Here is a 20,751-nt window from a genome sequence, read left to right as displayed (position 1 = left end):
GAAGCCACGGGAGGCTGGAAGCGGGGAAGGCAATGCACCGGAATACGCAAAACAAGGGGAAATGCATGAAGAACGGATCGAAATTCGCCCTCGGTGCCGCGTTGATCGCGGGCGCGGGCTTTCTCGGAACGGCCGACGTGTTCGCGGACGTACAGTCGGCCCGCGTGGTGGCTGCCGAGGAAGCGCGGATGAAAAGCGACTTCGCGAGCAAGCTCGAAAGCACCAGGGAGCTCAATAAGGCGCTCAAGCGCGTCGGCGAGCAGCGCACGGTGGACAATTCGCGCGTCGTGCAGGACAACGAAGCGAAGATCAAGCAGGCCGAAGCCGCTGCGGCCGACGGCAAGCTCCTCGATGCGCGCCTGCTGCTCGAAGACGCCTACCTCGGCGCCAAACTGTCCATCGCCGAACTGGTGAAGCCGGCGGCTGCGGCGGCCAAGCCTGCCGCGCCCGCGGCGGCCGCGGACCCGCGCGAGCTCAAGGAGTACACGGCGCGCAAGGAGTCCACCAAGGCCCTGCGCGACGCGCTGGCGCGCATCGCCGAGGAAAAGAGCGACGACAAGGGGCGGAGCGAGGTGAAGGTGGTCGACAAACTGATGGCGGATGCCGATGCAGCGGTAGCCGAAAATGCGCGCCGCGGCCGTGCGATCCTCGATCACGCCTATCTGCGCACCAAGGTCCAGATCGAGCGCCTGCGCGGCGGCGAGACGCTCGTGCGTACGCTGCAGTTCGACAGCAAGGGCGACGAATACCGTTACGAGCAGGACCGCAACGAGACCTACCGCTTGCTGATCCCGATGCTGGTGCCGAACGGCAGCGCCCGCGAGGCGCAGCTCAAGGGCACGCTCGACCGCGCCGCCAAGTTGCGCGCGGATGCCGACGCCCAGGCGAAACGCAACGAACTCGACAGTGCGCTGAAGACGATCGACGAATCGACGGCCGAGTACCAGAAGGCGATCCGCAACGCCGGCGTGTTGTTGCCCGGCTGACGCACACCGGGGGCGGCGGTTGCCGGCCCCACGCGGCAAAAAAATCGGCCCGCCAGCATCTGCTGGCGGGCCGATTTGCTTCCTGCAGCCGAAGGCGGCGTGCTTACGCGCGGGCGGGCACTGCCAGCTGCGGCTCCATCCGGGCGACCGCCGGGCGCACGTCCATGTGCGCGTCCTGCAGGTCGAGCACGTCCTCGGGATCGTTGGCTTCTTCGACGGTCTCGTTGTTGAGGTGGCTGTTGAGCACCTTCATGTCGACGTCCTTGCACCACTTCGCGACGACCACGGTCGCCACGCTGTTGCCGATCAGGTTGGTCAGCGCACGCGCTTCCGACATGAAGCGGTCGATGCCGAGGATCAGCGCCAGGCCCGCCACCGGCACGCCGCCCACCGCCGACAGCGTCGCGGCGAGCACGATGAAGCCGCTGCCGGTGATGCCGGCGGCGCCCTTCGAGGTCAGCAGCAGCACCGCGAGCAGGGTGAGCTGCTGCGTGATGTCCAGCGGGGTGTTGGTCGCCTGGGCGATGAACACGGCCGCCATCGTCAGGTAGATCGAGGTACCGTCGAGGTTGAACGAGTAGCCCGTCGGGACCACCAGGCCGACCGTCGACTTCTTGCAGCCGAGGTTCTCCATCTTCGCCATCAGACGCGGCAGGGCCGATTCCGACGACGAGGTGCCCAGCACGATCAGCAGCTCTTCCTTGATGTAGCGGATCAGCTTGACCACCGAGAAGCCGTGCACGCGTGCGATCGTGCCCAGCACGCCGAAGATGAAGACGAGGCAGGTCAGGTAGAAGGTCGCCATCAGCATGCCCAGCTGCGCCAGCGCGCCGACGCCGTGCTTGCCGATCGTGAAGGCCATCGCGCCGAAGGCGCCGATCGGGGCGACCTTCATGATGTAGCCGACGATGCCGAACAGCACGTGCGAGAACTTCTCGATGAAGTCGAACACCAGCGTGCCGCGGCCGCCGAACTTGTGCAGCGCGAAGCCGAACAGCACCGAGAACAGCAGCACCTGCAGGATCTCGCCCTTCGCGAAGGCGTCGACGACGGTCGTCGGGATCACGTGCAGGAGGAATTCCGTCGTGCTCTGCATCTTCGACGGATCGGTGTAGGCGGCGATCGCCTTCGTATCCAGCGTCGACACGTCGATGTTCATGCCGGCCCCCGGCTTGACGACGTTGACGATCACGAGGCCGACGATCAGCGCGATCGTGCTGACGACCTCGAAGTACATCAGCGCGAAGCCGCCGGTTTTGCCGACCTTCTTCATGTCCTCCATGCCGGCGATGCCGACGACGACGGTACAGAAGATGATCGGGGCGATGATCATCTTGATCAGCTTGATGAAGCCGTCACCCAGCGGCTTCATCGCGGCGCCGGTCTGGGGGTAGAAGTGCCCCAGCAGCACGCCGATCACGATCGCGACGATGACCTGAAAGTACAGCGACGTGTAAAACGGTTTCTTTGCCAAATCCCTCTCCTCGGTTATTGACTGCGTGGCCGCGATTATTTCGACCGAGGGCGATCATGGGCAGTGTGAACTTCCGCATTGTGGATATCACCTATGCGGATGAGGGGTATGCGGCAGATGGCGAATGCGCGGGAAACGCGGCGCGGATCGGAGGCCTCAGGCCTTGCGTGCGAGCCATACCCCCAGCACGGCGACGACCATGCCGGCGAGCGCGAGGCCGGAGAGGGTCTCGCCGAACAGCAGCCAGGCCATCAGCGCCGTCGTCGGCGGCGTCAGGTAGAACAGGCTGGCCACGTTCACCGCGCTGCCGCTGCGGATCAGCAGATTGAGCAGGCTGATCGCGCCGAGCGAGAGCACCAGCACGAGCCACAGCAGCGCGAAGACGAATTGCCCGCTCCAGTCGACGTGCAGGGGCTCGGTGCGGCTGGCGATGAAGGCGGTGACGAGCAGGCTGGGGATGAACTGCACGACCGAACCGGTGCGCAGGTCGAAGCTCGGGCAGAAACGCTTCTGGTACAGCGTGCCGGCGGTGATCCCCGCCAGCGCCGCGAGCGCCGGTGCAAGCTTCCAGCCCAGCTCCGCCGCCGACACGCCGACCGCAACCTTGTTGCTCACCACCAGCGTGACGCCCACGAAGCCCAGCACGAGCCCCGTCCATTGGCGCGGCGTGACCCGCTCGCCCAGCAGCCAGCCGGCGCCGAGCGCCGTCAGCAGCGGCTGCATGCCGACCACCAGGGCGGAGACTCCGGCGGGCAGGCCGCGGTCGATCGACATGAACACCCCGCCGAGGTAGGTTGCCTGCACCAGCAGGCCGGCCACCCCGATGTGCATGACCTGGCGCCAGTCGCGCGGCCAGGGCGCGCGCATAGCGAATGCCAGTGCGCCCATCAGCGTGATGACCAGCACGTAGCGGGTGCTCAGGAAGGTCAGCGGTGCCGCAAAGGGCAGGCCGAATTTCGCGCCGATGAAGCCGGTGCTCCACAGCAGGACGAAGAGGAGCGGGGCTACAGCAGTCAGGCGGGGATGGAGAGCGGCCATGGCGTGTCGGGAACGTGCGGTGCGGGCCCGGCAGGGCGGAAGGATTCCATCTTACATGCACGTTGATGCGTGCGCGTCGTCACCAGGTTGGCGCTTGATGAATTTTCTCGCATGCCGTCAGGCCCGGCTCGCATCGCGGCGTTGTGGGGGCGCGCAGCGGGAGTTACACTGGATTGCACAACGTCATAGTTCTGTCGGTGACGTTGGTATATAAGAAGAATAGTGTCGTTTCCGCGCCCGAAATGAGGGTCGATTTCCTTTCGGTCGCAGGAGCCGGTCTTCCGTGGCCCGGGGCATTGCCGGGCCCGCCGAAAGGAGGAAAGCGTCATGGATGCCTGGAAGGCAGACGTCGCCATCGTCGGTGCGGGCGGAGCCGGCCTGCGGGCCGCGATCGCGGCCGCCGAGTCGGACCCGTCGCTGAAGATTGCGCTGGTCTCCAAGGTCTACCCGATGCGCAGCCATACCGTGGCCGCGGAGGGCGGATCGGCCGGCGTCGTGCAGGCCCACGACAGCCTCGAGCACCACTTCCACGACACCGTCGCCGGTGGCGACTGGCTGTGCGAGCAGGACGTGGTCGAGGACTTCGTCGCGCGTTGCACCGAGGAGATGGTGCAGCTCGAGCACTGGGGCTGTCCGTGGAGCCGCAAGGAGGACGGCCACATCAACGTGCGCGCCTTCGGCGGCATGAAGATCGAGCGCACGTGGTTCGCCGCCGACAAGACCGGCTTCCACATGCTGCACACCCTGTTCCAGACCTCGATCAAGTACCCGTCGATCCGGCGCTTCGACGAGCATTTCTGCCTCGACCTGATCGTCGAGGACGGCCGCGTGCAGGGCGTCGTGGTCGTCGACATCGCCTCGCGCCGCTTCACGCTGATCCAGGCCAACGCGGTGATCCTCGCCACCGGCGGCGCCGGGCGCGTGTTCCGCGAGAACACCAACGGCGGCATCGTCACCGGCGACGGCATGGCCATGGCGTTCCGCCACGGCGTGCCGCTGCGCGACATGGAGTTCGTGCAATACCATCCCACCGCGATGCCGGGCACCGGCCTCTTGTTTACCGAGGCCTGCCGTGGCGAGGGCGGCATCCTCGTTAACAAGGACGGCTATCGCTACCTGCAGGATTATGGTCTCGGTCCGCCGGATCCGTGGCCGCGCAAGAAGGCGATGGAACTCGGCCCGCGCGACCGGCTTTCGCAGGCGTTCTGGCATGAGGACCGCAAGGGCAACACGGTCAGCACGCCGCAGGGCAGCGCGGTGCTGCTCGACCTGCGCCACCTCGGCGCAAAGAAGTTGCATGAACGTCTGCCGCTCATCTGTGAACTGGCGGAGCGTTTCATGAACATCGATCCCGTCGTGGAGCCGATCCCGGTACGCCCGGCCATCCATTACACGATGGGCGGCATCATGGTCAACGGCAGGACCGAAGCGCCGCTGCCCGGCCTGTATGCCATCGGCGAGTGCTCCAGCGTCGGCATCCATGGCGCTAATCGCCTCGGCTCGAATTCGCTCGCGGAGCTGTGCGTATTCGGGAAGGTGGCCGGTGACGAAGCGGCAACATTCGCACGTACCGTGTCCTTCAGCGCAGGCGGGACGATCGAAAAGCAGGCGCTGGCCGCCAGGGAGCGTGCACTGGCGCTGGTCAAGCGGGACGACGGCAGCGAGCGCATCTCGGTGCTGCGCAAGGAGATGGCGCTGTCCATGGAACGCGGCTGCGGCATTTACCGTATCGGCAAGGAAATGCAGGAAACCTGCGACAAGATCGATGAACTCAAGCTGCGCTATCAGCGGGTGAAGGTCGAGGACACGTCGAGCGTCTGGAACACCGACTGGCTGCAGGCGATCGAACTCGGCTTCCAGCTGGATGTGGCGCAGGCGATGGCCTATTCGGCCCTCAACCGCAAGGAATCGCGCGGAGCGCACCAGCGGCTGGACGGCTTCGAGGAGCGCGACGATGTCAACTTCCTCAAGCACACGCTCGCGACCTATGCGGGCGCCGAAGCGCCAAACATCGGTTACAGCGATGTGAAGATCACCAAGTCGCAACCCGCCGTTCGCGCATACGGTGCCGCCGGCGAAGCGGCGGAAAGCAAGGAGGCGTCCCATGGCTGACAAGCAAAGGGTGATCGACATCGAGGTGCTGCGCTATCGGCCCGAGCAGGACCAGGAACCGTTCTTTCAGACGTATTCCGTTCCCTTCACGGACGACATGTCGGTACTGCAGGGCTTGCAGTACATCAAGGATGAGCTCGACAGTACGTTGAGCTATCGCTGGTCCTGTCGGATGGCGATCTGCGGCAGCTGCGGCATGATGATCAATGGCAAGCCGGAGCTGTCCTGCCACACCTTCTTGCGGGAGTTCTATCCGAACAAGCTGCGCGTCGAACCGCTCAATCACTTCCCGATCGAGCGGGATCTCGTGGTGCGGGTCGATGACTTCATCGGCAAGCTGGAGAGCATCAAACCGTACATCATTGCCAAGGAAGTGCGCCGCCTCGATCAGGGCGAGTACCTGCAGACGCCGGCGGAGCGCGACAAGTACGAGCAGTACAGTTCCTGTATCAACTGCATGCTGTGCTATGCCGCCTGCCCGCAGTACGGGATGAACAGCGAATTCATGGGGCCGGGTGTGCTGGCACTGCTGCATCGCTACAACTCGGATAACCGGGATGGCGGCCAGGAGCAGCGCATGGAAATCGTCAGTGCGGAAGAGGGTGTCTGGAACTGCACCGCGGTCGGTTACTGTTCCGAAGTCTGCCCGAAGGGTGTCGATCCGGCCAATGCCGTGAATCTCAACAAGATCAACAGCGCGAAGGACTTCTTCCGGAATCTCGTGCGTCCCAAGGGAGGCAGCAAATGAGCGACATCCAAGGCGATGCCCGCCGGCCCTATGTGCGTCCGATGGCGGGCTGGTGGCGCAAGAATCCGTTCTTTGTGCGCTACATGATGCGCGAGGCGACAGCAGTGATTGTGGCGGCGTACGCCTTCGTGCTCCTGGCCGGGGTGCTGGCGCTGGCCGGCGGCGAGGCGGCATACGACTGCTGGCTGAGCGTGCTGAAGCATCCTTTGTCCATCCTGCTGCACGTCGCCGCGCTGGTGATCATGGTGTATCACACCTGGAGCTGGTTCGACATCATGCCCAAGACCATGCCACCCGTGTATTCAGGCGGAAAGCGTGTTGAAGGGCATGTCATTACAACGGCCGGGATCATTGCCGCCGTTGTGGTCACGATTGTGTTGCTGGCCATTGCGTGGAGCATGAAACCATGAAACGATCGAACGCCCCCATTTTCTGGGCATTGTTTGGCGCCGGCGGGATGCTCTCGGCGCTGACCGGGCCGGCACTGATCCTCGTGACCGGCATTCTCGTACCGCTCGGGCTGTTCCTGCCGCCGGACATGATGAGCTATCCGCGGATGCTCGCGTTTTCGCAGAACATCATCGGCAAGCTGTTCATCCTGGCGATCGTCATCCTGTTCCTGTGGCACGCCGCCCATCGGATCTTCAAGACCCTGCACGACTTCGGCATCCATCCCAGCTTGGCATCAAAACTGGCCTGTTATGGCACGGCGTTTATCGGATCGGCGCTGGCTGTCTATGGCGTCCTCGCGATCGGCTTCTGACATGGAGCGCTTTTCCCGGCCGTAGCGTTTCCATTCGCAATCTTCCCTGCTGAAAACCCCGTTACCGTGTTCCTTTCACGGCAACGGGGTTTCTCTTTGCTTGTCTGCTGGCCAGCCGGCAGCTGGCGTCATTCCTGCGCCTAGTAAGCAGCGCGCCATTTGCCACCCCTCACGCCATCCCCTGGCCGATTTCCTTGCGGAACGATTCCGGCGAGAACAGCGTCAAACGCCGAATCGCAACACTGGTGCGGCTTTGCGCCGAATTTCCCCGGCTGCGCAAACACATGTAAATAGCTGAGACATCACCTTCACTGTGTGCGATAAGTCCTTCATTTTTTTGAACATTCATTCGATGACTTGCTCTAACGAAACGCGCTAAGTCATTGACTTCATTGAGAAAAATCGCATTTTTGTTGCCGAATATTACTTGACCGCAAATAAAGCATCCTCTAAAGTGGGCGACAGTGTGAAAAAGTGTAGTTTTGTGGGGCGAAATCCCAAAACCTCGCAAATAAAACGATTCAAAAACATTACTAATAACGACAACCACGAGGGTAATCAGGGTGTTCCAGGGCGCGTCAGCACTGAGTCTCGATGCCAAAGGACGGATGACGATTCCGGCCAAGCATCGCGACGCCTTGTCGCTTCAGTGCGAAGGCCGCGTCACGCTGACCAAGCACCCGCATGGTTGTCTGTTGTTCTTCCCGCGTCCGGTCTGGGAGCAGCACCGCGAACAAATTGCCGCGTGGCCAATGTCGGCACGTGCCTGGCAGCGAATTTTCCTGGGCAATGCATCGGACGTCGACATGGATAGTGCCGGTCGCATCCTGATTTCCCCCGAACTCCGTTCCGCCGTTGGCTTGACTCGCGACGTGATGCTGCTCGGCATGGGCAGCCACTTCGAGATCTGGGATGCCGAGAAGCTCGCGGAGAACGAGGCGCAGGCCGTGGCGAACGGGATGCCGGACGCATTGAGTAATTTTTCTTTTTAACGGCCCGTGATGAATTCAGAAGCGGTGCCGGAATTGCAGCATCGCACGGTGCTGCTGGAAGAGGCGGTCGAGGCGCTGGCGATCGATGGTGCGCGTGCCAATGGCGTGTACATCGATGGCACGTTCGGCCGTGGCGGTCATAGCCGTCGGATCCTGGAGCGACTTGGGGCGCAGGGGCGCCTGATTGCATTCGACAAGGATCCGCAGGCAATTGCGACCGCGCGGACGATTTCGGATGCGCGATTCGAAATCGTTCATGACAGTTTCGCGACGATGGCCGAGGCGCTGGCGTCGCGCGGGATCGCGCAAGTGGATGGAATTTTGCTGGATTTGGGAATCTCGTCACCGCAGGTCGATGAAGCGGGGCGTGGTTTCAGCTTTCGACTGGACGGTCCGCTGGACATGCGCATGGATACGACGCGCGGGATGTCGGCAGCGGAGTGGCTCGCAACCGAGACGGAACAGACGATAGGAAAGGTCATACGCGATTATGGGGAAGAACGGTTTGCTTTTCAGATTGCAAAGGCGATTGTTGCTCGCCGGGCAGTCGAACCAATTTCAGGCACACGACAGCTTGCCGAGATCGTGGCACACGCCGTCAAAACCCGCGAGAAGGGCAAAGATCCGGCCACTCGCACATTTCAGGCTATCCGGATTTACATCAATAAAGAGCTTGAAGAACTTGAAGTAGGACTGAACGCCGCATTTGAAAAACTGGCCCCGCACGGGAGATTGGCTGTGATCAGCTTTCATTCATTGGAAGATCGCATCGTCAAGCGCTTCATGGCTGCCAAAGCCAATGCGCCGCAGCCTGACCGTCGCCTGCCGATCCGTGCGGTCGATCTGCCGCAACCGGAACTGACACTGCTGGCCAGGATGAAACCGTCAGATGCCGAAGTCGCCGCGAATCCCCGCGCGCGCTCGGCGATCATGCGCGTCGCCGAGCGCATTGCGCCGCAGGCGAGAGGTGCCGCATGAGCGGGCGCATCAATTTCATTCTCACCGTCGCGCTCGTCGCATGCGCGCTGTTGCTCGTGAATGCCCAGTACCAGGCGCGTCGCCTGTTCATCGAACTCGAGCGCGCGCAGGCTGCAGCAAGGCAGCTCGAGATCGAATGGTCGCAATTGCAGCTCGACCAGTCGACACTTGCCAAACATGCCCGTATCGAGACGAATGCGCGCCGCGACCTCGGGATGGTTCCGGTCACGCCCGCCCGCACGCAGTACTTGACCATGGGGGCGAACTGATGCGCGTCGCCTCACGTACCGCCGCCGGAAAGGGCGTGCAGTTCAGTGCCAGCCCGGTGCTTGCGCTCAAACTGCCGACCTGGCGTTCGCGCGTCGTGCTGTTTCTCCTGTTTGCCGGGTTCGCCGCACTGGCGGGTCGTGCGCTCTGGCTGCAAGGAATTTCCACTGAATTCCTGCAAAAGCAAGGCGCATCCCGCTACGCGCGCACGATCGAGCTTCCCGCCACGCGTGGCAAGATCACGGACCGTAACGGCCAGGTGCTGGCGTCATCGTTGCCGGTCAAGGCGGTCTGGGCCATTCCCGAGGACGTCCTGGAGGCGCCGGACGAAAAACTCCGCGAGCTGGCGAAGCTGCTCGACATGAGCGAGAAGGAGCTGCGCAAGAAGCTCGACTCCGATCGCACCTTTGTCTACTTGAAACGCCAGGTCGAGCAGGATGTTACCGACAAGGTTGGCGCGCTCAACATCCCCGGCATCGGCATGCGCCGGGAGTACAAGCGCTACTACCCGGATGGCGAGGTCATGGCTCACGTGGTCGGGTTCACCAACGTCGAGGACATCGGCCAGGAAGGCATGGAACTCGCGTTCCAGAGCAACCTCGCTGGCGTCAACGGCAGTCGCCGCGTCATCAAGGATCGCCTCGGCCGCATCGTCGAGGATATCGAATCGGTCCGCCTGCCGCACGACGGCAAGGACCTCGCCCTGTCGATCGACCGCAAGCTGCAGTACATCGCCTACTCGAGCCTGAGGGAAGCCGTCGAGAAGCACAAGGCGAAGGCAGCGGCGATGGTGATCCTCGATGTGAAAACCGGCGAGGTGCTGGCGCTGGTGAACCTGCCCACGTACAACCCGAATGACCGTTCCAAGCTGACCGGCGCGCAGCTGCGCAACCGGGTGATGACGGATACCTTCGAGCCGGGATCCACGCTCAAGCCGTTCCCGATTGCGCTGGCGCTGGAGAACCGCCTGGTTACGCCGCAGACGAACATCCAGACCGCCCCCGGCCGGCTCACGATCGGGCGGGCGTCCATCGGCGACGCGCACCCGCACGGCGTGCTGACCGTTCAGGGCGTGCTCCAGAAGTCGTCCAATGTCGGTACCGCGAAACTGGCGTTGCAACTGCAGCCGCAGCAGATGTGGGACATGTTTACCACGGTGGGCTTCGGCCAGGCGCCCAAGCTCGGCTTCCCTGGGGCAGTCGCTGGCCGCGTGCGTCCGCACAAGTCGTGGAAGCCGATCGAACAGGCCACCATGAGCTACGGACACGGCATCTCGACCTCGCTCATTCAGGTTGCGCATTCGTACATGATCTTCGCCCGCGACGGCGACATCATTCCGCTGACGCTGCGGAAGGCCGGCGACCGGCCGATCGGGCAGCGCGTTCTCTCCGAGAAAACCGCCCGCGACGTGCGCGAAATGCTGGAAATGGCCGCCGGCCCCGATGGCACCGCGCCGAAGGCACAGGTGCCGGGCTACCGCGTCGCCGGCAAGACGGGGACCGCGCACAAACTGGTGAACGGCCAGTACGCCAACAAGTATGTGTCGTCCTTCGTCGGCTTCGCTCCGGTGTCGGATCCGCGGATCATTGTCGCCGTCATGGTTGACGAACCGTCGAACGGATTCCATTACGGTGGCCAGGTTGCGGCGCCGGTGTTCTCGGCGGCCGTCGAAAAGGCGTTGCGCGCGCTGAACGTGTCGCCAGATTCGACCGTCACCGACATCATCGTGCCAACCAACCCGGTTGAGGAGAGCATGTGATGACAGCGACTCCGACCATGACCGATGTTCTCGCATGGCTGCAAGCGACCGTGCCGAACGCGCATCTGTCCTCCGACTCGCGCAGTGTCTCGCACGGCGACGTGTTCATTGCCTTCCCGGGCGCCGCCTCGGACGGGAGAAAGTACATTGCACAGGCAATCGAAGCCGGCGCGAAGGCTGTCGTTCACGAAGCCGCCAACTTCACATGGGATCCGCAGTGGCATGTTCCGCATGTGGCGGTGCAAGGGCTGAAAGCAATGTCCGGCGCGCTCGCCTGCGCCTACTATGGCCAGCCTGACCGTGCGATGTTCAGCGTCGGCGTTACCGGCACGAACGGCAAGACGTCCTGCACCCAGTGGATTGGCAAGGCGCTGTCGCGTCTCGGCATGCCGTCCGCCGTGATCGGTACGCTCGGCGTCGGCTTGTACCGCAGCGGTAACCATGGCGGTTTCAGCACGACGGGGTTCACCACGCCGGACGCGGTGCTGTTGCAGCGCAAGCTGGCGCAACTTCGCAATATTGGTGCACAGGCGCTCGCGATCGAAGCGTCGTCGATTGGCCTGGAGCAGGGCAGGATGGATGGGATGCACTTCGACGTCGCGGTGTTCACCAATCTCACGCGCGACCATCTCGATTACCACGGAAGCATGGAAGCCTACGAGGCCTCCAAGAGAATCCTGTTCGATTGGCCGGGGTTGAAGCATGCAGTCATCAATCTGGACGATGATGCGGGCCTGCGCATGATTGCACACTTGCAGGAGACGCGCCCGGCGCTGCCGATTACCGGCTATACCGTTGCCGGTCGTCGGGCCTCCGGAGTGCAGATCCTCCGGGCCGACGATATCCGCAGCAGCCACGGCGGCACCGTCTTCCGTCTCGAAACGCCGGCCGCTTCGGCCCAGGTGAAAACGCAGCTTGTCGGGCAGTTCAACGTCAGCAATGTCCTTGGTGTCATCGGCGTGCTGCTGGCCAAGGGGACGGAACTCAAGGCCGCAATCGATGCGGCCGAGTCGCTGACCGCCGTACCTGGCCGAATGGAGCAACTCGGCGGGCAGGAAGCGCCGCTCGTGGTCATTGATTACGCGCACACACCAGACGCGCTGGACAAAACATTGTGGGCGTTGCGGCAGGTTGCGCAACAGCGTGCAGGGCAGTTGTGGTGCGTCTTCGGTTGTGGCGGCGATCGCGATCCGGGCAAGCGCCCGCAGATGGGGAAGGTTGCCCAGGCTGCCGATCACATCATCGTGACGAGTGACAATCCGCGCAGCGAGGAGCCGGCATCGATCCTGGCGCAGATCGTCGAAGGCATCGACGCCGAGCGTCTGGCGAAGAACGCGCCACAGGTGATTGAAGACCGCGCCGCCGCGATTCTGTGGGCGATCCGGCATGCAGGGAGAAACGATGTGGTTCTGCTGGCAGGTAAGGGCCACGAACCGTATCAGGAAATAAAAGGCAAGAAATTGCCATTTCTGGATGCAGACCATGCTGCGCTGGCGCTGGCTGCACGGGCAACAATGAAGGGGACGATTTGATGAAATCATCATTGGCGCAATTGCAGCCATGGATTTCGCGTGCCGCAGTGACGGCAGATGCAGGATTCGACGGCGTGTCGACCGACAGCCGCCAGGTGTCTATTGGTAATTTGTTCGTCGCCCTGCGCGGCGAGCGTTTCGATGCGCATGATTTCCTGAACGATGTCGCCGCCAGGGGCGCGGCCGCCGTGGTGGTGGAGCGGATCCCGGACGGTTTGTCGGTTCCGGCGCTTGTGGTGCCCGATACCCGGGTCGCGTTGCGCGAGATCGGCACCTTCTGGCGCAAGAAATTTGCGATTCCGGTGATTGGTGTGACCGGCAGCAATGGCAAGACGACCGTCAAGGAAATGGTGGCGTCCATTCTGTCGGCCGCATATGGCCCGGATCAGATCCTCGCCACGCGTGGCAACCTGAACAATGACATCGGCGTGCCGCTGACGGTTTTTCGGCTGACCTCTTCGATGAAAGCGGCGGTGGTCGAACTCGGGATGAATCATCCGGGGGAGATCGCTGATATCACCGCAGTCGCATTGCCGACGGTGGGCCTGGTCAACAATGCACAACGCGAGCACCAGGAATTCATGGAAAGCGTGGAGGCCGTCGCGAAAGAAAACGGCTGCGTGATCCAGGGACTGCCCGCCGACGGCGTGGCTGTCTTTCCGGCCGATGATCCTTTTACCAGTTTGTGGCGCAGCTATGCTGGTCAGCGCAAGGTGATGACCTTCGGGTTGTCGAACGATGCAGACGTCACCTGCACATTCCAGGTGAACGATTTCGGCAGTGATCTGTCCATAACTGCCGGTGGGAAACATTTCCAGGCGAAACTCTCTGCCGCAGGCGTGCACAACGTACGCAATGCACTCGCCGCGACGGCATGCGCGCTCGCGATCGGCGTGCCCGAAGAGGCGGTCATCCGCGGACTCGAAGCATTCGCGCCGGTCAACGGTCGGCTGCAGCGCAAGACGGCAAAGAGCGGCGCCCTGGTGATCGACGATACCTATAACGCCAATCCGGATTCGGTACGGGCCGCGATCGATGTGCTGTCGCATGCATCGTCGCCGCGCGTACTGGTTCTTGGCGATATGGGAGAAGTGGGCGACGAAGGTCCTCAGTTCCATGTCGAAGTCGGCAACTATGCCCGTGACTCCGGCATCGAGCACCTTCTGACGCTCGGCACGCTGGCGAAACATGCAAGTAACGCGTTCGGCAAGGGCGCGACGCACTTCGACGATATCGATTCGATCAACCAGGCAGCCGAGGCAATGATCACCGCCGGCACGACGGCGTTGGTGAAGGGCTCGCGCTTCATGAAGATGGAGCGCATCGTCCAGCATCTCGTCAATCAAACACAAGATCAAGGACAGGGATCACACTGACATGCTGCTCTGGCTAGCCCAATATTTTCAACAAGACCTCGGTCCGCTGCGGGTCTTCAACTTCATCACGTTCAGGGCGGTCTTCGCGACACTGACGGCGCTGGTGATCGGTCTGATTGCCGGTCCGGCAATGATTCGCATGCTGACGCGCCTGAAGGTCGGCCAGGCGGTCCGTACCGACGGGCCGCAGACGCACCTTATCAAGACTGGTACACCGACCATGGGCGGTGCGCTGATTCTGCTGGCGATCGGCATCTCTACGCTGCTCTGGTCCGACTGGAGCAATCGCTTCGTCTGGGTGGTGCTGGTCGTGACCCTGGGTTACGGCGCGATCGGTTGGGTGGACGACTACCGCAAGGTCGTCTACAAGAACCCGGAAGGCATGTCGTCGCGCGAAAAATACTTCTGGCAGTCGCTGATCGGCATCGTCGCCGCACTGTATCTCGCCTTCTCCGTGTCCGCACCGACCAACACCAAGGTCTGGGAGCTCTTCATGGCGTGGGTGCAGTCGGGCTTCAGCATGGATCTGCCGCCGAAAGCCGACCTGATCGTGCCCTTCTTCAAGACCATCAGCTATCCGCTCGGCGTGTGGGGTTTCATCGCACTGACCTACTTTGTCATCGTCGGCACCAGCAACGCCGTGAATCTGACCGATGGCCTCGACGGCCTGGCAATCATGCCGACCGTGATGGTGGGTTCGGCCCTGGGCCTGATTGCGTACCTGACCGGCAGCGCAGTGTATTCAAAGTACCTGTTTATTCCGTACATCCCCGGCGCGGCAGAACTGCTGATCTTCTGCGGCGCGATGGCTGGTGCCGGACTGGCCTTCCTCTGGTTCAACGCACATCCCGCGCAGGTGTTCATGGGCGATGTCGGCGCGCTGGCACTCGGTGGCGCGCTTGGCACGATCGCAGTCATCGTGCGACAGGAGATCGTCCTGTTCATCATGGGCGGCATCTTCGTGGTTGAAACGCTGTCCGTGATGCTCCAGGTCGGCTACTTCAAATACACAAAGAAGCGCTTCGGCGTCGGCCGGCGCATCTTGCTGATGGCGCCCCTGCATCATCACTTCGAGCAGAAGGGATGGAAGGAAACCAAGGTCGTGGTGCGCTTCTGGATCATCACGATGATGCTGGTGCTGTTCGGACTCTCTACATTGAAACTGCGGTAATGGAAAACGGCGCGGAAAACAAAGTGAACGAGGACATGAAGAACGACGTGCAGGACGACGCCGCGAGCGGCGCTGTCGCGGACGCGCTTTCCGTCCCGGCCGCCGCTGCGCCGCCAGAGGATACACCTGCCGCCACGGTCGTAGAGATGGCGACTGCCGACAAAGAACTTGCCGATGAGGAGATGCACGAGGATGCATTGCCAGCCGAGTCCGAGGCAGCCGGTACAGCGATCGAACAAGCTGTCGAGGCGCCGATGGCGGAGCCGGCCCGCAGCATGGAGGAGTGTCTTGCCTACGCCGGCAAGCGCGCCTTGGTGCTGGGCCTTGGCGAATCCGGCCTGGCGATGGCCAGATGGCTGGCGCGTTGGGGCGTCGCCCTGCGCATCGCCGACACGCGCCCAGAGCCGGAGCGTCTGCCCGCATTGCGCGAGACCGTGTCCGACGCGGAGTTCATTGGCGGTCCGTTTGACGCGGCACTGCTGGACGGCGTCGACTTTGTCGCGGTCAGCCCGGGCCTCGCCCCCGCACGTGAACTGGCCGACCTCCTTCCTGCGGCGCAGGAAAGGAGCATTCCTCTCTGGGGAGAGATCGAACTGTTCGCGCAGGCGCTCACCGCGCTGCGCAGCGCACGTCAGTACGCACCGAAGGTGATTGCCATTACCGGCACCAATGGCAAGACGACCGTCACCAGCCTGACATGTCTGCTCTGCCGCCGCGCCGGACTCAAGACCGTCGTCGCCGGCAATATCAGTCCGGCGGCGCTGGATGTCTTGCGCAATGCACTGGACAACGATGATCTGCCGCAGGCATGGGTGCTCGAACTGTCGAGCTTCCAGCTCCATACTACGTATAGTCTGCAGGCAGATGTCGCGACGGTGCTGAATATCACGCAGGATCATCTCGACTGGCATGGCGACATGGACGCCTACGCGGCGGACAAGGCGCGGATTTTCGGCCCCGGGACGATCCGCCTGCTCAATCGCGATGACCAGCGCGTGATGCAGATGTCGGCGCCGCTCGCAACCAATATCAGTTTCGGCATCGACGAGCCTGCGCAACCGGACTGCCTCGGTCTGGTGGATGACAACGGCATGCAATGGCTCGCCGTCGCGCTCCCGGCGGAAGAAGGGGAAAAGCGCCGCCGCAAGAAAGGCAACGTCGAGGTCGAGGTGCAACTCAAGCGTTTGATGCCGGTGGACGCACTCAAGATCCGCGGGCAGCATAACGCCGTCAATGCGTTGGCAGCGCTTGGATTGTGCCGTTCGATCGGCCTGTCGCTTGCGCCGCTCTTGCATGGCCTGCGCGAATACCGCGGTGAACCACACCGGGTCGAACCCGTCGCGACTATCGGCGGCGTCGACTATTACGACGACAGCAAGGGAACCAATGTGGGCGCAACTGTCGCCGCATTGAAAGGTCTTGGCGCGACACAGGGGGGCGGGAGCCGCCTGGTGCTGATCGCCGGCGGCGACGGAAAGGGGCAGGATTTCTCGCCGCTGGCCGAACCGATCGCCAAGTATGTTCGTGCCGTCCTGCTGATCGGCAAGGATGCACCAGCGATCCGGACAGCCATCGAACAATCCGGAGTCGAACTCGTCGACTGCACAACGCTGGAATCGGCAGTGCAGAACGCGTCCGAACTGGCGCACCCCGGCGATGCGGTGCTGTTATCACCGGCATGCGCCAGCCTCGACATGTTCAGGAACTACGCACACCGTGCAGAAGTGTTCGTTGCGGCCGTGCGCGAAGTCGCACTCTCGCGTGGTGAGGTGATTGCATGAAGTTCGCGTTTCCGTCCTTCGGTGCATCGTCGACCCAGGCACCCCTTCCGGGCATCGTGCAACGCTCGAAAATGATGGAGTACGACCAGCCGCTGGTGTGGGTGGTCGTGCTGCTCATGCTGTTTGGAATGGTGATGGTGTACTCCGCCTCCATCGCGCTGCCGGATTCGCCGAAGTATGCCAACTATAAGAATTCGCATTTTCTCGTGCGCCAGGCGATCTTCATCGGGGCTGCCTTGTTCTTCGGTCTGATCGCTTTCCGCGTGCCGGTGGCGACATGGCAGCGCTGGGCGCCGTACCTGTTTGTCGCCACGCTGATATTACTGGTTTTGGTACTGGTTCCCGGAATCGGTAAAGGCGTCAATGGCGCGCGGCGCTGGCTTTCGTTCAAGGTATTCAACCTGCAGCCGTCCGAGCTGATGAAGCTGTTCGTCGTCCTGTACGCAGCCGATTACACGGTGCGCAAACAGGAGTACATGCACAAGCTGACGAAGGGCTTCCTGCCGATGACGGTGGCGATCGGTTTTGTCGGCCTGCTGTTGCTGCTCGAACCTGACCTCGGCGCATTCGGTGTGATCGTCTGCATCGCAATGGGCATCCTGTTCCTTGGCGGTGTCAACGGCGTCTGGTTCGGCGGTATCGGCCTGACGCTGGTGGGAATCTTCAGCATGGTGATCCTGCTGTCGCCGTGGCGGCGCGAGCGGATTTTCGCGTATCTGAATCCCTGGGTTGAAGAGAACGCGCTCGGAAAGGCCTATCAGCTGTCGCATTCGCTGATTGCGTTCGGTCGCGGGGAGCTGTTTGGCGTGGGCCTCGGTGGCAGCGTGGAAAAGCTGCACTACCTTCCGGAAGCGCATACGGACTTCCTTCTGGCCGTCATCGGCGAGGAACTTGGTTTTGTTGGCGTGCTCGTGGTCGTCGCGATGTTCTACTGGATCGTGAAGCGCTCGTTTGACATCGGTCGCCAGGCAATTGCAATGGACCTGACGTTTGCCGGGCTCGCCGCAAAAGGCATCGGCATCTGGATAGGCGTGCAGGCATTCATCAATATGGGCGTGAATCTCGGGCTGCTGCCTACCAAGGGGCTCACCTTGCCGCTGATGAGCTACGGCGGCTCCGGTGTGGTGATCAACTGCATCGGACTCGCGATCCTCTTGCGAATTGATTATGAGAACAGAGTGCTCATGCGCGGAGGTCGGATATGAAACGGCTCCTGATCATGGCAGCGGGCACCGGCGGACATATCTTTCCCGGACTCGCCATTGCGCGCACGATGCAGGAGCGCGGCTGGCAGGTGACCTGGCTGGGCACCATGCATGGCATGGAGCGCGACATTGTGCCGAAGCATCGGATCGAAATGGATTCGATCGACTTTGCCGGCGTGCGCGGCAAGGGCCTGATGCATACCGTGCGCGGCGTACTGCGGATGTTCGCCGGATTCGCGAAATGCGTCGGAATCGTTGGGCGGCGCAAGCCGGACATCGTGCTCGGCATGGGCGGCTACATCACGGTGCCGGGCGGCGTCGCAGCCCGGCTGCGGGGCGTACCACTGGTATTGGTCAACGCCGATGCGGCATTGCTGCTGTCGAACAAGACACTGGCGCCGATGGCGACGCGCGTCTTGTTCGGTTTTCCCGCAGATTTCGGCAGCGCTGCAGAAAAGGCGCTCGTCACCGGCAATCCGGTACGCCAGGAGATTATCGACGTGCCGCCGCCGGCAGAGCGCTATGCCGCGCGCACGGGACCGTTACGCCTGCTGGTGGTCGGCGGCAGCCTCGGTGCCCGCGTGTTGAACGAATCATTGCCTGCGGCACTGGCCCGCATCCCCGAATCCGAGCGTCCGGTTGTCACGCATCAGTCGGGCAAGCAGCACATCGACGTATTGCGCGCGGCATACCGGGAGGCGCGCGTGCAGGCGGAAGTCGTGGACTTCATCGACGATATGCCGCGCCGTTACGCGGAGGCCGATCTGGTGATCTGCCGCGCGGGTGCGATCACGGTGTCGGAACTGACTGCCGCCGGCGTGGCAAGCGTGCTGGTACCGTTGGTTGCATCAACGACGTCGCATCAGCGGGACAACGCGCAGTGGATGGCAACGCAGAAAGCAGCGATCCACCTGCCGCAGACGGACCTGCATCCCGAGCGGCTGGCGCAGTTATTGCAATCGCTTACCCGTGACGAATGCAGGACGATGGCAGAAGCGGCGCGCAGCATCGGGAGGCGCCAGGCGAATGAAGCAATCGCAAACGTACTAGAAGAATTAGCGAATCAGGCATGAAACATAAAGTCAAAAACATCCACTTTGTTGGCATTGGCGGGTCCGGCATGAGCGGGATTGCCGAAGTGCTGCTCAACCTCGGCTACACGGTGTCCGGCTCGGACATCAGCAGCAATGCGGCCACGCAACGCCTTGCCGAGCTAGGGGCAAAAGTGATGCTCGGTCATGCCGCGGACAACATCCAGGGTGCCGATGCGGTCGTGACCTCGACTGCAGTGAAAGGTGACAATCCCGAAGTGATTGCCGCCCGCGCCAAACACATCCCGATCGTGCCGCGCGCCATCATGCTTGGGGAACTGATGCGCCTGAAGCAGGGCATCGCCATTGCGGGCACGCACGGCAAAACGACGACCACCAGCCTGGTCGCAAGCGTGCTCGCCGAAGGCGGACTCGATCCGACCTTCGTGATCGGCGGCCGCCTCAACAGCGCAGGCGCGAATGCCAAACTGGGCGCGGGCGACTTCATTGTGGCCGAAGCCGATGAATCGGATGCATCGTTCCTCAACCTGTCGCCGTGCATCGAGGTCATCACCAACATCGATGCCGACCACATGGAAACGTACGACCACAGCTTTGCAAAGCTGAAGCAGGCATTCGTCGAGTTCACGCAGCGCCTGCCGTTTTATGGGGTCGCGATGTTGTGCATCGACGATCCGAGCGTACGCGAAATCATGCCGTTCATCTCCAAGCCGGTCCTGACCTATGGCTTCCATCCGGATGCACAGGTCCGGGCGATTGACGCCAGGTCCGTCGATACGCATATGGAATTCACCGTGATTCAGGATGAATACCCGCCGCTGACGGTGCACCTGAACCAGCCTGGCATGCACAACGTGCAGAACGCGTGTGCCGCAATCGCCATTGCGCGCGAACTCGGTGTCAGCGACGCGGCAACCCAGAAGGCGCTGCGCGAGTTCAATGGCGTCGGTCGCCGTTTCACCCGCTATGGCGACATCAAGCTGCCGTCCGGTGGCGCATTCACGCTGGTTGACGATTATGGTCACCATCCCGTGGAAATGGCCGCAACGATTTCGGCCGCGCGTGGCGCCTATGCGGGTCGGCGCATTGTGCTGGCGTTCCAGCCGCATCGCTTTACGCGCACACGCGACCTGTTCGAGGACTTTGTGAAGGTGATGTCCACCGTCGACGCGCTGGTGCTGGCGGAGGTCTATCCGGCCGGCGAGCAGCCGATCGTGGCTGCCGACGGGCGTGCACTGGCGCACGCCTTGCGCGTTCTTGGCAAGGTGGAACCGATATTTGTAGAAAACATTGCCGACATGCCGGCAACGATCATGGACATGGCCAAGGATGGTGACGTCGTCATCACCATGGGCGCAGGTTCGATCAGCGGCGTGCCGGGAAAACTGGCTCAGTCGAGCTGAAGCAGGATTGAAGATGAGTGCAACGGATCTGAAAAAAGAGTTTGGAAAAGTCGGTGTGCTGTTCGGCGGCCGGTCCGCCGAGCGAGAAGTATCGCTGATGTCCGGCAATGGCGT

The 20,751-nt window shown here is 62.4% G+C and carries 19 protein-coding genes and 1 pseudogene; 17 read left to right on the top strand and 3 right to left on the bottom strand.

Annotation, left to right across the window (positions count from 1 at the left end; genetic code table 11):
* Positions 1 to 986: hypothetical protein (locus tag VGE08_RS16390; protein ID WP_331068991.1), on the top strand; the 986-nt coding region annotated here is incomplete at its 5' end.
* Between the two features lie 103 nt (positions 987 to 1,089).
* Here VGE08_RS16390 and VGE08_RS16385 read toward each other — a convergent pair.
* Together VGE08_RS16385 and VGE08_RS16380 are read right to left on the bottom strand one after the other, a co-directional pair.
* Positions 1,090 to 2,460 carry a dicarboxylate/amino acid:cation symporter gene (locus tag VGE08_RS16385; protein ID WP_088179632.1) on the bottom strand — a complete coding sequence of 457 codons (1,371 nt, stop codon included), beginning with the start codon at positions 2,458 to 2,460 and terminating at the stop codon, positions 1,090 to 1,092.
* Between the two features lie 156 nt (positions 2,461 to 2,616).
* Positions 2,617 to 3,498: a DMT family transporter gene (locus VGE08_RS16380; RefSeq protein WP_076603468.1), complete on the bottom strand. Its 882-nt coding sequence runs from the start codon at positions 3,496 to 3,498 to the stop codon at positions 2,617 to 2,619.
* Positions 3,499 to 3,825: 327 nt separating this feature from the next.
* Here VGE08_RS16380 and frdA point away from each other — a divergent pair, with 327 nt between their 5' ends.
* The 4 genes from frdA to frdD are packed head-to-tail and all read left to right on the top strand — an operon-like array spanning position 3,826 to position 7,121.
* On the top strand, positions 3,826 to 5,610 hold the full coding sequence (gene frdA / locus VGE08_RS16375; RefSeq protein ID WP_331068990.1) for a fumarate reductase (quinol) flavoprotein subunit: 1,785 nt from the start codon (positions 3,826 to 3,828) through the stop codon (positions 5,608 to 5,610).
* Positions 5,603 to 6,358: a succinate dehydrogenase/fumarate reductase iron-sulfur subunit gene (locus VGE08_RS16370; protein ID WP_331068989.1), complete on the top strand. Its 756-nt coding sequence runs from the start codon at positions 5,603 to 5,605 to the stop codon at positions 6,356 to 6,358. The genes frdA and VGE08_RS16370 overlap by 8 nt, the downstream gene beginning before the upstream one ends.
* On the top strand, positions 6,355 to 6,768 hold the full coding sequence (locus VGE08_RS16365; protein ID WP_331068988.1) for a hypothetical protein: 414 nt from the start codon (positions 6,355 to 6,357) through the stop codon (positions 6,766 to 6,768). The genes VGE08_RS16370 and VGE08_RS16365 overlap by 4 nt, the downstream gene beginning before the upstream one ends.
* A complete protein-coding gene (gene frdD / locus VGE08_RS16360; protein WP_331068987.1) occupies positions 6,765 to 7,121 on the top strand; it encodes a fumarate reductase subunit FrdD in 357 nt (118 codons plus the stop codon). Before VGE08_RS16365 ends, frdD begins: the two co-directional genes overlap by 4 nt.
* Before the next feature lie 169 nt (positions 7,122 to 7,290).
* Here the strand turns inward: frdD and VGE08_RS16355 are convergent, their stop codons facing one another.
* Complete coding sequence (locus tag VGE08_RS16355) at positions 7,291 to 7,746, bottom strand: hypothetical protein (RefSeq protein ID WP_331068986.1); 456 nt, start codon at positions 7,744 to 7,746, stop codon at positions 7,291 to 7,293.
* Between VGE08_RS16355 and mraZ the strand changes: the two genes are divergently transcribed.
* The 12 genes and pseudogenes from mraZ to VGE08_RS26390 form a co-directional block, all read left to right on the top strand.
* The gene (gene mraZ, locus VGE08_RS16350) at positions 7,685 to 8,113 is read left to right on the top strand and encodes a division/cell wall cluster transcriptional repressor MraZ (protein WP_349258721.1); all 429 of its coding nucleotides are present in this window, start codon (positions 7,685 to 7,687) and stop codon (positions 8,111 to 8,113) included. The genes VGE08_RS16355 and mraZ overlap by 62 nt on opposite strands.
* 9 nt (positions 8,114 to 8,122) lie before the next feature.
* Complete coding sequence (gene rsmH / locus VGE08_RS16345) at positions 8,123 to 9,091, top strand: 16S rRNA (cytosine(1402)-N(4))-methyltransferase RsmH (RefSeq protein WP_331068984.1); 969 nt, start codon at positions 8,123 to 8,125, stop codon at positions 9,089 to 9,091.
* Positions 9,088 to 9,360, top strand: coding sequence for a cell division protein FtsL (ftsL, locus tag VGE08_RS16340; RefSeq protein ID WP_331068983.1), 273 nt, complete (start codon positions 9,088 to 9,090; stop codon positions 9,358 to 9,360). Before rsmH ends, ftsL begins: the two co-directional genes overlap by 4 nt.
* Positions 9,360 to 11,117, top strand: a complete 1,758-nt coding sequence (locus VGE08_RS16335; RefSeq protein ID WP_331068982.1) for a penicillin-binding protein 2 — start codon at positions 9,360 to 9,362, stop codon at positions 11,115 to 11,117. The genes ftsL and VGE08_RS16335 overlap by 1 nt, the downstream gene beginning before the upstream one ends.
* A gap of 17 nt (positions 11,118 to 11,134) precedes the next feature.
* The gene (locus VGE08_RS16330; protein WP_331068981.1) at positions 11,135 to 12,649 is read left to right on the top strand and encodes a UDP-N-acetylmuramoyl-L-alanyl-D-glutamate--2,6-diaminopimelate ligase; all 1,515 of its coding nucleotides are present in this window, start codon (positions 11,135 to 11,137) and stop codon (positions 12,647 to 12,649) included.
* Complete coding sequence (locus VGE08_RS16325; protein ID WP_349258720.1) at positions 12,649 to 14,025, top strand: UDP-N-acetylmuramoyl-tripeptide--D-alanyl-D-alanine ligase; 1,377 nt, start codon at positions 12,649 to 12,651, stop codon at positions 14,023 to 14,025. Before VGE08_RS16330 ends, VGE08_RS16325 begins: the two co-directional genes overlap by 1 nt.
* A gap of 1 nt (position 14,026) precedes the next feature.
* Positions 14,027 to 15,196 carry a phospho-N-acetylmuramoyl-pentapeptide-transferase gene (gene mraY, locus VGE08_RS16320; protein ID WP_331068979.1) on the top strand — a complete coding sequence of 390 codons (1,170 nt, stop codon included), beginning with the start codon at positions 14,027 to 14,029 and terminating at the stop codon, positions 15,194 to 15,196.
* A 146-nt stretch (positions 15,197 to 15,342) separates the two neighbouring features.
* Positions 15,343 to 16,977 carry a UDP-N-acetylmuramoyl-L-alanine--D-glutamate ligase gene (murD, locus tag VGE08_RS16315; RefSeq protein WP_414717503.1) on the top strand — a complete coding sequence of 545 codons (1,635 nt, stop codon included), beginning with the start codon at positions 15,343 to 15,345 and terminating at the stop codon, positions 16,975 to 16,977.
* Entirely contained in the window at positions 16,974 to 18,182 is a 1,209-nt protein-coding gene (gene ftsW / locus VGE08_RS16310) for a putative lipid II flippase FtsW (protein ID WP_331068977.1), read from the top strand. Before murD ends, ftsW begins: the two co-directional genes overlap by 4 nt.
* The gene (gene murG, locus VGE08_RS16305; protein ID WP_331068976.1) at positions 18,179 to 19,255 is read left to right on the top strand and encodes an undecaprenyldiphospho-muramoylpentapeptide beta-N-acetylglucosaminyltransferase; all 1,077 of its coding nucleotides are present in this window, start codon (positions 18,179 to 18,181) and stop codon (positions 19,253 to 19,255) included. The genes ftsW and murG overlap by 4 nt, the downstream gene beginning before the upstream one ends.
* Positions 19,252 to 20,637 carry a UDP-N-acetylmuramate--L-alanine ligase gene (gene murC / locus VGE08_RS16300; RefSeq protein WP_331068975.1) on the top strand — a complete coding sequence of 462 codons (1,386 nt, stop codon included), beginning with the start codon at positions 19,252 to 19,254 and terminating at the stop codon, positions 20,635 to 20,637. The genes murG and murC overlap by 4 nt, the downstream gene beginning before the upstream one ends.
* Before the next feature lie 13 nt (positions 20,638 to 20,650).
* Positions 20,651 to 20,751 (top strand): annotated as a pseudogene (locus VGE08_RS26390) (D-alanine--D-alanine ligase); the annotation flags it as partial.

Source organism: Steroidobacter sp., assembly GCF_036406195.1.
GTDB lineage: Bacteria > Pseudomonadota > Gammaproteobacteria > Steroidobacterales > Steroidobacteraceae > Steroidobacter.
The sequence above is the reverse complement of the archived record's forward strand: the minus strand, read 5'-3'. Positions and strand labels throughout refer to the sequence as shown.